The organism is Paenibacillus sp. CCS19, from assembly GCF_033239625.1.
Lineage (GTDB): Bacteria > Bacillota > Bacilli > Paenibacillales > Paenibacillaceae > Paenibacillus_T.
The window spans coordinates 1-11,738 of record NZ_BTCK01000050.1 but is presented as its reverse complement, the minus strand read 5'-3'; the positions used below and the strand labels follow the sequence as shown (position 1 = coordinate 11,738).

General features: G+C 52.8%; 7 protein-coding genes. 6 read left to right on the top strand and 1 reads right to left on the bottom strand.

All coding sequences use genetic code 11. The features are described 5' to 3' along the window. The first annotated feature begins 71 nt into the window (after positions 1-71). Both SBI19_RS24835 and SBI19_RS24830 read left to right on the top strand, forming a co-directional pair. Positions 72-2,345: an AraC family transcriptional regulator gene (locus tag SBI19_RS24835; RefSeq protein WP_317972219.1), complete on the top strand. Its 2,274-nt coding sequence runs from the start codon at positions 72-74 to the stop codon at positions 2,343-2,345. A 523-nt stretch (positions 2,346-2,868) separates the two neighbouring features. Beyond that, entirely contained in the window at positions 2,869-4,050 is a 1,182-nt protein-coding gene (locus tag SBI19_RS24830) for a transglutaminase domain-containing protein (RefSeq protein WP_317972218.1), read from the top strand. Between the two features lie 1,133 nt (positions 4,051-5,183). Here SBI19_RS24830 and SBI19_RS24825 read toward each other — a convergent pair. Then, positions 5,184-6,341 (bottom strand): virulence factor, encoded by a 1,158-nt coding sequence (locus SBI19_RS24825; RefSeq protein WP_317972217.1) that lies wholly within the window; start codon positions 6,339-6,341, stop codon positions 5,184-5,186. Between the two features lie 388 nt (positions 6,342-6,729). Between SBI19_RS24825 and SBI19_RS24820 the strand changes: the two genes are divergently transcribed. From SBI19_RS24820 to SBI19_RS24805, 4 genes are all read left to right on the top strand, one after another. Next, complete coding sequence (locus SBI19_RS24820) at positions 6,730-7,809, top strand: Gfo/Idh/MocA family protein (protein WP_317972216.1); 1,080 nt, start codon at positions 6,730-6,732, stop codon at positions 7,807-7,809. Positions 7,810-7,999: 190 nt separating this feature from the next. Beyond that, on the top strand, positions 8,000-9,004 hold the full coding sequence (locus tag SBI19_RS24815; RefSeq protein WP_317972215.1) for an N-acetylglucosamine kinase: 1,005 nt from the start codon (positions 8,000-8,002) through the stop codon (positions 9,002-9,004). 63 nt (positions 9,005-9,067) lie between these two features. Further along, positions 9,068-10,690 (top strand): ABC-F family ATP-binding cassette domain-containing protein, encoded by a 1,623-nt coding sequence (locus tag SBI19_RS24810; protein WP_317972214.1) that lies wholly within the window; start codon positions 9,068-9,070, stop codon positions 10,688-10,690. Between the two features lie 101 nt (positions 10,691-10,791). After that, positions 10,792-11,478: a zinc ribbon domain-containing protein gene (locus SBI19_RS24805; RefSeq protein WP_317972213.1), complete on the top strand. Its 687-nt coding sequence runs from the start codon at positions 10,792-10,794 to the stop codon at positions 11,476-11,478. Positions 11,479-11,738 lie beyond the last annotated feature (260 nt).

The window sequence follows — 11,738 nt, the reverse complement described above, 5'->3', positions numbered from 1 at the left end:
TAAAATCACATTGACTGAAACCCCTTTCACTCTTACAATCTCGGTATACATATAGGATGAGGAGGAGCCGTATGCGTCTGAAGCATAGCGAAGACAATGGCAAACTGTTTATTCGATTGCTCCTGAGCATCACGCTCTGTATAGTCGTAACACTGGTCGTCTCTTCCGCTATTTTGTTCACCTTGTTCAATCGAATCGCCTTGAAGCAGGTATACCAATCCGATCTTGCAGCGCTTAACCAGACGAGCAAAGAAGTAGTTGGAATGACCGACAGCGCGCAGTCGCTTTCGTTCCAGCTCTATCAGAATTTGACCATCTCGAAGCTGATGTTTTACGCCAAACCAACCATCTACGACTCCGTTGCAGCTATGCGAGAGCTGAACAACTATTTGAGCTCGATGCCCTTCATCAAATCCATCTACGTGTATAACCCGAACTCGCCTTATGTGTACTTATCCTCCAATTCGAAACAAAGCGGCCTTCTCGCGCCAAGCGAGCTTGCCGATCAAGATATATTGAAGATGCTTGACGATTACCAGGACTATAAGCCGTTCACGCCAATACCGCGGACGATTCCGGTCGATGTGGATTCCGCGGAACGGCAGGCCGTTTATACGTATTTGTGCTATGATGCAATCGGTCTGACCGACAAGGTCAATTCGGCCATTATCGTTAACATTGATGCACAATGGATTAACCGAGACATCGGCAGTCATAGCGGGCAGGCAACGAAAGGCAAATCGTTCATTATCGATAACCTCGGCAGGCTGCTGTCCGGCGACAATCTGCTGGTCGGCGGTTCTGATGATGAAGGGACGTCACTTATTGGGCGTATTGTCGCCGATGCCGATTCGGGTTATTTTATCGGGCAATCGGGCGGGAGCAAATCGCTTGTCTCGTACACGAAACCCGATTCGCTGGAGTGGCGGTACGTACGTATTACGCCTTATCATGATGTGACGCGTCAGGTGAATGGCATTCGCGCGCTGACGATTGCGGTAGCGGCGGGCATTCTCGCGGCAGGCTTGATCATTTCATTCATTCTGTCACGGCGGCTGTACATGCCGATCGACCGGATGGCCAGCCGGATGCGCACGCTTGAGACGGAGAAGCGGAACAGTCTGCTGACGCTGCGGCAGGACTGGCTCCGCAACCTCGTGCTTGGACGCGAAGCGCTCAATCCTAGGCCGCTTCGCAGGCGGATGGACGATCTAGGCATCGAGTTTGATTTGCAGAATGAGTATCGGATGGCGCTGCTCGCGATTGATCGGTTCCAGTCATTCGCGGATACGAGCGGGCCAGATGCTCGTGTTTACAAATATGCGATCATGAACATTTGCTACGAGCTGGCCTCGCAATCGTACAAGGTCGAGACGGTCGATATGGATGCGGACGGCGTGCTGCTGCTGTTAGGCACTTCGGCTGCTGCTCCGTTCGATGATGTGGGGCTGCTCGAGTCGGTGCTGAAGCATATTCAACAGGCGGTGCTTGAGCATCTGCGCATTGGCGTGACGATTGCATACACGGATGCGGACAGTCATGCGGTGCATGTGCATACGATGTATAAGAAGGTGAAGGAAGCTTCGCAGCATCGACTGTTTGCTGGGTATGGCTCGCTCATTCGTGCCAATGAAGTAATTGTGCCGATGCTGAAGGAGTATGTCTATCCGGTCGACAAGGAGAGACGGCTTATCGAGAGCGTGGCGGCTGGCAAGGTGGAGGAAGCGATGCAGCTGATCGGCTGCATGGTGAACGAAACGCGCAGTCACTCCGTACAGGTGGCGCGCTGGCTGCTGTCCCACCTGACAATGGTGCTGACGAATGTGCTCCATTCGCTCCAGCGAAGTCATGCGATCGTGTTCGAACGGAGCCCGGAGCATATGCTGGCGGTCAGCGACCAGCCGTTCGAGACGCTGCAGGAGGCGGAGGCTGCCTTCCAATCGCTGCTTGAGGAAGTGAGGGAGAAGCTCGCCGAGAAACGGAGCATGCGCCACGAGGATCTCATCAAGCATATTCATTTGATTATTGAGGAGCACTACGGCGATTCCAACCTATCGCTCAACTGGATTGCGGATAAGCTGGATTTGTCACCAAGTTATGTGGGGCGTATCTATAAGCAGATTACGCTCAACGCGCTGATTGATGTCATCAATTCCGTACGCATGGAGCGCTCGATCGAGCTGCTTGAGGGCACGCATTATTCCGTAGCGGAGATTGCGGAACGGATCGGATATACGAACCCATCGTACTTCTACCGCATGTTCAAGAAGCACTACGGCGTTACGCCGACCGACTATCGCCGCCGAATCGCCGTTGACGAAGGCGGGGCAGCGGCGAAGGGGTAGCGTGTTTGTCCGGGCACGCTGGTTGCTAGGGTAGGATACCTCTAGGTATCCTATCCTGCCGGTTGGCGGCGTCAGGCATAGATAGAACACAAGGAAGTATCTTAACTCGCCGCAGTAAGGTGCCGAGCTCGAATAGAGAACTTAAAAGTATCCTATCTTGCCGGTTGGCGGCGTCAGGCGTAGATAGAACACAATGAAGTATCTTAACTCGACGCAGTAAGGCAACGGGCTCGAATAGAGAACCTAAAAGTATCCTATCCTGCCGGGTGGCGGAGTCAGGCGTAGATAGAACACAATGAAGTATCTTAACTCGTCGCAGTAAGGCAATGGGCTCGAATGGAGAACCTAAAAGTATCCTATTCTCATCACTTGTCCGCCACCTACGTTATCACACCGCAGCAGCCCCGTTTCTATCTCCGCAGTTTATCACCTTCTCAAACACGCATTGTCCCGACGGTTTCTGTTCCGATTCGTTCGGTTATAATGATGCTAATGAGCAAATTGGTGGAAGGAGAGGAAGGCCGTGCGTGCCACTCGAATTGTGCTGCTGGCCGTCATTGCCGGTGTGTTGGGAGGGAGCCAGATGTTTAATTATTGGAAGCAGAAGGTGCGACCCGCAGCAGTTGGCGCCGTATCCGGCACCGGAGCATTGGCCGCCGCTTCCGCTGAAGTGAAGAACGAGCAATCGCTTACCGACTACATCAAACAACAGCTTCAGACGCATACCGACCGCGTGTCCGTTGCGATGTTAGGCTCCGATCACTCGGAGGAAGCTCTTAAGAGGGCGTTAGCAGCAGCGACAGCGACAGACGATTATATCGCCTATATTATCGATTCCTACTATTACACCATACGCGAGACGTCAATTCGCACGGATGTCGATCTGAGCATCCGCTATCGAGAATCGGCAGAACAGACTGCAGAGGTTAACGCTATCACGGATCGAGCGCTGCGCAACATCATCCAGGACGGGATGAACGACCACGAGAAAGTGAAGGCGATCCACGATTGGGTAGTCGATCGCGTTGAATACGATCAATCGCTTCAGAAATATACCGCTTATGAGGCACTGACGACAGGCAGAGCCGTCTGCCAGGGATATGCGCTGCTTATGTACAACATGCTGACTAAGGCAGGTCTGGACAATATCATTGCAGCGGGAACGGTGAACACCGGCGAGCATGCATGGAATATGGTGAAGCTTGATGGCCAATGGTACCATCTCGACGCCACATGGGACGATGCCGCTGTCGCATCAACGGCAGGCGTTGATGCAGCTCAAGGGGCGATACTCCGAAGCCAGTATCGGTACTATTTGTTGACCGATGAGCAGCTGAGAGCCGATCACCAGTGGACGAAGTCCTATCCGAAGGCAGCCACCGTGTATGCGGATGCACTGCGGAGTAAGATGCAGACCGCACCGAAGGATGCCCAGCGACTAGCGAAGCTCGAGTCTGCGATTGGCCTCGACTGGCTGAAGCCCGAGCGGACGGCGAGCTCGGTCACTTCGCTGGCGAATAAGCTCGCAGATATGTCGGCGCGCGGGAAGCGGGAGCTGCAAGTGCGATACACGCGGGGCGATTCCTGGAACGAAGACATTCGCGCCGCCGTCCGACAGGCTGGTATCCGCGATGGTTATCAGGTACGAAGCACGCCTTATGGCACCGATGGTTCGGTGCTGCTGGAAGTGAAGCTTACGACTTAAATAAGAGTAAACGTAAACAGCCTAGCCGCGCTCCTAATGGAGATGGCTAGGCTGATTTATTGTTCAAGAACGAACATCTTATCTTGGGCCAGAAACTCGTTTGCCGCTACCCAATTAAAAAAAGTAGTTTCATATAGGCAAAAAAGTAGCCTGAGGCACCGATCGCCGCAGGCTCAATATCTATTTCATAAAGGGGGGTCTTGTCATTTATTATGCTGGGCGAAGCTGAAATGAATCTTAAACGGTTATTACAGGTCTGTGACATTGTGTCATCAACTTTGTTACATAGGCAGTATATGGTACTCGTACGATGAGAGACAAAAAAAGTAGCCTGCGGCACCGATTGCCGCAGGCTTCAATATCTATTTCATAAAGGGGGGTCTTGTCACTTATTATGCTGGGCGAAGCTGAAATGAACCTGAAACGCTTATTACAAGATTGTAACAAAGCGATAGCATGTTTGTTGCAGAGAATAATGCTGGGTAGGTGCATCTATTATGAAAGTAAAAATAGTAGCCTGCAGCGCGATCGCTGCAGGCTATCAATTTTAGTTGAATACATAAAGGGAAATCTTGTAACTTATTACCACATAAGAATTTAAGAATTCCGAGTCAACAGGAAGAACAAATTCTTATTGGCGATAAAACCTACCTCTAGACGCGGTCGCTCATCTTGAATGGCTTCGATAGAGGTTTTCTCATGCTGGGCGAAGCTGAAATGAACCTGAAACGCTTATTACAAGATTGTAAAAATGCCGCATCAGCATTGTTACATAGATCGTATCCATGATGCCAAACCGATGCCGCATAATACTGCCTCTTTGTAACGGACAGGTGAGATGCTATTTCGGTGGTAGTCCTTCATCATGCGCGCTAACGGACTGTAAAGACTCTAATTGGTGATTTGCTCAATCCCTATTCCGATTTCTTATCGAATAGCATTTGTGGAGTCCGTTACAACAGAAAAGCATACGTTTCGCTGCCAATAAGATCATCTGAGTTCGTTACAGCCGACGAGTCGCCAACCTCAGGTAACCTCAATCAGCCTCATTGTCAGCCAATTACTCCGCATCACTGCTGCGATTGCGCCGCATCATTTGCTGTCAACTGAGCGGCAGCCTCATTGTCGGCGAATTACTCCGCGTCGCCGCCGCGATTGCGCTGCGTCATTTGCTGCCAGACGGAGCCTGCCGCTTCCTCGCCGCGTTCGATGCGCTCGACGGCCATGCTCGCTTGCAGCGAGATCTCGAACTCCGCGTCATTAACGGCTTCGCGGAGCACATCCAAGGCGCGCTCGTCGCCCGCTTCGTAGAGGAACCGCGCTGCGCGCCAACGCACGAGCTTGTTCTTGTCGCGCAGCGACTCGATCATCGGCTCGATCGCCGCAGCATCGCCGATGTCGGACAGCGTGTCGCCAGCCGTACGGCGGACGGACACGGACTTGTCCTTCAGCGCCGTGAACAGCAGCGGCATCGCTTCCGCGCTTCGCAGATCGCCGAGGTAGACGACGGCCAGGCGGCGGATCGATGCGTTCTCATCAGCGAGCGCACGCTGAAGCATCGGCAGCGCCTCCGGCGTCGATTCCGCCAGCCGATCAAGCGCCGCATAACGCTCTTGCCAATCGGCAGCGTCGAACTTCGCGAGCACCTCATCGGCTGTCAGCGGCGTTGGCCGGATCGGCGCTTCCACGACCGCATCCGGACCTTGCGCTTGCGAAGCCTCCACGAGCTGGGCAAGCCGCTCGTCCGTGTACGCCGCTTCGAGTTCGCGCACGATGTCCGCTGCGATCTCCTCCGGCTCGCCGTAGCGGATACCGAACTCCTCGAGCTTACGCTCGCGGATGAACGTCGTACCGGCTGCCGCCTGCACGGCATCCGTGTAACGCTGTCCCATAGCGGCGCGAACTTCGCGTTCGCCGATACGTACCCGCACCTGCATCGGAATGCCGCGGTAGAACTGGACAAGCACATGTGCTTCGCCGAAGCCGTCGGCGGACGGAGCCGCTCCGACGCCAGCAGCCGCAGCGTCAGCGTCGTCACCGGCTAGCAATCGCCTTGCTTCCGACAGAATGCTCTGCCAGTCCGCGTTCGGCTTACGATCCAGCGCGATGAAATCGGCGGTACGGAATAAGCTTTTAACGCCATTAATGGCGAGCAATGCTCGAATAATCTCTGATGCGCCTTCTGATTTATCCGGCAGATAGGTATGGCGATGTCCGCGCGGCAGTGTTTCGTCGACGTTCAGCTTCATCGAATTCGGGCTTGGCGTTGGTTCTATGGATAACAATTTCATGAATTAGTCCTCCGATCATTAGATGTTCGATAACAGTAGTTTACCCGATCTTGGGACGGGATGCGAATGTAGGATGCATGTACCTCCAATGGACCATAGGCATCGTAATGGAAAGCTACAATAAGCCAGTGATAGTTCATCGATGTCCTAGTGGCGTTATGGATTGCATAACATGATAAACGACGGTTTTTGAGCTCTTTGCACGATCGACTGGTGCATTTGCAACCGAATAAGCGAACTTGAAGCCGAGTCTGCCTTGAGTCTTCATAGAATATGAATGTGTACAATAACAGCAAATTCGGACATAAGAACACCAATTAGGCACAGTGCAACCGTTTGCTTTACAAGGTTATAATAATCGTATATTCCAAATCGGAGGCATACAACTATGACGATAAAATCTCCATCCCGCATTCGTTTCGGCATCATCGGTGCAGGTGCAATCGGCGCCGTTCATATGGAAACTTTGAATAAGCTGGGCGACGTGGCTGAGCTTAGCGCCGTAACCGATACGTATTTGCCGCTTGCGGAGAAACGTGCAGAAGAGCATTCGATCAAGACGGTGCACGTTTCGCCAGAGGCGCTCATTGCAGACCCGGACATTGATGCCGTTGTCGTCGCAGTGCCGAACCAGTTCCACGCGCCACTTACGATTGCCGCACTCGAAGCAGGTAAGCATGTGCTGCTGGAGAAGCCGATGGCGATCAGCTCGGCGAAGGCGAAGGAGATTGTCGATGCGCAGAGACGTACGGGCAAGACGGTTATGATCGCGCAGCAAATGCGTTTCACAGGTCTCTCCCGCGCAGTGAAAGCCTTGATCGATGATGGTGCACTCGGACGTATTTATAATGTCAAAACAGGCTGGCTCCGCAAGAAAGGGATCCCGGGCTGGGGTTCCTGGTTTACCCAGATGGACATGGCCGGCGGCGGTCCGCTGATCGATATCGGCGTTCATATGCTCGATCTGTCGCTTCATCTGATTGACAGTCCGAAGCCGGTCTCCGTATTCGGCACGACGTATTCGGAATTCGGCCCGCATAAGCGCGGGATTGGTACTTGGGGCACGCCGAACTGGGAAGGCAAGTATGACGTTGAGGATTTGGCTGCTGCGCTTATCAAGCTGGACAACGGTGCGACATTGTCGCTCGACGTTAGCTGGGCAGCGCATGCTGCGGATTTGACCGATGAACCGTTCATTCATTTGATGGGCACGGAAGCAGGCGTATCGATCATCGGCAACGCGGCGACGCTGGTGAAGCACGAGAACGACGAGGTTGTGAAGCAAGTAATTCAACCGCTGGACAGCGACAACGAGCGTGAGCTGGTGGCGAGACATTTTATTACGTCGATCCATGAAGGTACGATGCCGATCTCGTCCGTAATTACGGGCTATACGAACAACCGAATTCTCGATGCGATTTATGAGTCGTCCGCAAGCGGCGGCGAAGTGAAGCTGAGCTGGGAATAGGGGCATCGGGGGCATCTGAATATCGATTCTCTAATTATAGAAGCTTTCTGGTCGAGCGATCGGCTGGAGAGCTTTTTTATAGTCGGATAGTAATCTGTAATTGGTTGAGAAGCGGTTGTAAGAGGATAGCTTGGCTATTCGGCATAGATGATAATGGACGTTACAGAGCGCGCGGGGGAGAGGGAAACCTATGAGCAGTACGGACGGAAAGTCCGGCATCGTCGTTGGCATAGATGGCGGCGGCAGTTATTCAAGGGCTATGGCAGTAGACATGGAAGGCAATATGCTCGCCTATTCGGAGCAGGGGCCTGCATCGATCTACAAAGATACTAATGCTGCAGCGAATGTACAACAGGTTATACGAGACGCGGTCGACAAGGCGGGATGTGCTTTAGATGATATTCGGGCCATTGCAGCGGGGATAGCCGGTTATGATGCGCCATCCGATCGGGAATGGGTGGAGGCACTGACGGCGGTGGAAGGCATAAACTGTTCTCGGTGGCATTTTAACGATACGGTCGCGGCTCACTACGGCGCATTGACTGCGCAGCCTGGTATTATTGCGATTGCCGGCACGGGCTCGAACATCTTGGCTGTGACTGAAGAGGGACGTATGATCCGTAACTACGATGCGGGGCATTATGCGGCTAGCGCTGCGCGCTTCCTCTCTTATGATGCGGTCCATGAAGCATTGGCTGGCCTTGTAGACGAATCGGATCAGGAGCTTGCAGCGGCGATGCTCCAACACTGGGGCGTGACATCCGATGCCAAGCTTCGGGAGCTCGCATGGAATGGTTGGATGGATGATGTCCAAAGTCGTAATCGTCAATTCGGCATGTTCGCCCCTCGTATTACGAAAGCAGCCCTTCGGGGCAGCACGCTCGCTCGTCGCGTATGCGATAAGGCCGTTGATCAGATGGCTACCGGAATAGGGATGCTGGGTGCAGCATTTGCTGACGAGACTGTTCAAGTCTCTTATATTGGCAGTGTCATTAACAGCGAATATATCAAAACAAGCTTGACCCAGCGGCTGGCTGCCAGTCGAGTGAAACAGTTCAATATTGTAGAACCGGTACTGCCGCCTGTCGCAGGAGCGGCGTTATATGCATTAAACCGTCTGCTAGGTGAAGCGGATCGCGAGAAATGGATAACAAATTTGCAAAAGAACATTTTATCCCATTCGCAGTCATTATGACGAACGGGCGTTTCTGTGATATAATAACCCGATGAACACGTTTGAGAGGACGGGATTTAAACAATGATAAGCACGACTGGCGTATCGCTTCGTTACGGTAAGCGACCGCTCTTCGAGGATGTTAATATTAAGTTTACTCCAGGTAACTGCTATGGCTTGATCGGCGCCAACGGTGCAGGCAAGTCGACGTTCCTTAAGATTCTATCCGGCGAGATCGAGCCTAACACGGGCGAAGTCCATATCGCTCCAGGCGAACGTATGGCGGTACTGAAGCAGAACCATTACGAATACGATGAGTTCCCAGTCATCGAGACGGTTATGATGGGCCACAAGCGCCTGTATGACGTCATGCAAGAGAAGAACGCGCTGTATGCGAAGGCTGAATTCACGGACGAGGACGGCATTCGCGCTGGTGAGCTCGAAGCTGAATTCGCCGAGATGAACGGTTGGGAAGCAGAGTCCGAAGCAGCAGAGATGCTCAACGGCCTTGGCATCTTCCCGGAGCTTCACGACAAGCAAATGAAGGAGCTCGGCGGCAACGAGAAGGTTCGCGTACTGCTCGCGCAGGCTTTGTTCGGCAGCCCGAATATCCTGCTGCTTGACGAACCTACCAACCACTTGGATATGGAATCGATTCACTGGCTGGAGAACTTCCTCGCGAAGTTCGAAGGTACAGTCATCGTAGTCAGCCATGACCGTCACTTCTTGAATACGGTATGTACGCATATCGCCGATATCGACTTTGGCAAAATCCAAATGTACGTCGGCAACTACGACTTCTGGTACGAGTCCAGCCAGCTGGCGCTTGCGCTCCAACGCGACCAGAACAAGAAGAAAGAAGATAAAATCAAAGAACTGCAAGCGTTCATCCAGCGCTTCAGCGCGAATAAATCGAAATCGAAACAGGCGACGTCGCGTAAGAAGATGCTCGACAAGATCTCGCTTGACGACATTCGTCCTTCGAACCGCAAATATCCGTTCATCAACTTCAAGCCAGAGCGCGAAGCGGGCAAGCAATTGCTGCTCGTAGAAGGTCTGACGAAGTCGATCGACGGCGAGAAAATTCTCGACAACCTGACGTTCACGGTCAACAAAGGCGACAAAATCGCACTCGTCGGCCCGAACGGCTTGGCGAAGACGGTCTTGTACCAAATCATCACGGGCGAGCTCGAGGCAGACGCTGGATCCTATCAATGGGGAATCACGACAACGCAAGCGTACTTCCCTAAGGACAACTCCGCATACTTCGATGGCGTAGATCTGACGCTCGTGGATTGGCTGCGTCAATTCTCCAAGGAGCAGGATGAGACGTTCATCCGCGGCTTCCTGGGCCGCATGCTCTTCGCAGGCGATGAAGGCATGAAGAAAGCAAGCGTATTGTCCGGCGGCGAGAAAGTTCGCTGCATGTTGTCCAAGATGATGCTGTCCGGTTCCAACGTGCTTATCATGGACGAACCGACGAACCACTTGGACCTCGAATCGATTACGGCGCTCAACAACGGTATGATTGACTTCGACGGCACGATGCTGTTCACGTCGCATGACCATCAGTTCGTGCAGACGGTAGCGAATCGTATTTTCGAAATCACACCGAACGGTCTGATCGACCGTACGATGTCTTACGACGAGTACCTGGAGAATGCAGACGTGCAGGCGATGCGCGCTCGTATGTACCCGGCTGAGTAAGAATCTGAAGCCCGCAGGCGGAAGCGCCTTGCGGGCTTTTTGTGCAACCAGATTGAATGACAGACGTAACGGTTATATGAAGAGAAAGGGAGGCGATACAGATGTCTATTTTCGACAAGATGAAGCAAGGTGCCTCGGATGCGGCCCGCAAAGCACAGCAAACGCTTGAGATCGCGAAGTTGAACGGTCAGAAGTCGTCGCGCGAGAAAGATATGAGCAAACTGTATTCGCAAATCGGAGAAGCCGTATTCGAAGCACATCTGTCCGGGGAGCATGAGGCGTCGGCGGAGGTCATTGAGGCTTGCTGCGAGAAGCTGATGGTTATGAAGCAGGAAATCGAATCGATTGATCATAAAATTAAGGCGATCAAGCTGGAGAAAAGCTGCGCCTGCGGCACCGTAGTTCCGCTAAACGCCAAGTTCTGTCCGGACTGCGGCACGCGGTTCGCGACGGAACAGGATCTGAAGCCCGAGATGGAGAGCGGCGAAATCCGCGTCATCTGCCCGAACTGCGATAACGAGAACGAGCTGATGGCTCGCTATTGCACGGACTGCGGACATGAGCTTGGCAAGATGAAGCCATCGCCAACGAAGTCGAACGTTCAAGCAGTAGACTCGGAGCCGGAATCGTATGTGGATGTTGATCCTGAGCCGATTGTTGAGACGTATGAGGAGAAGGACCGAGCATCTGCGCAGCCTTCTTCGTATGAGGAAGAGCAGCCGAAGCGCCGCGACGAAGGCGGCAATGGCGGCTGGAGCGGATTTTCGTTTGATAAGTACGACAAATAGATGACTGAATTGCGAGACCTGCCCGAAGGGGTGGGTCTTTTTGTTTTGGTGAAATATGTTGAGTTCAGTGGGGATTCATGGTAGTTATAGGGATAAAGGGGTATTCAGTTGTGCCTGCGAAATAGAAGTCTTATCGAGCTATGAAGTGCGGATTCATGTTATTACGAATGTTAATAACGGTAATTTCATTTTTATTAGACGGATTGTCAAGCCAAGTGCGACAGTTCATCCATGAAGGCTTCGTAAGCAGATTTCCAGTT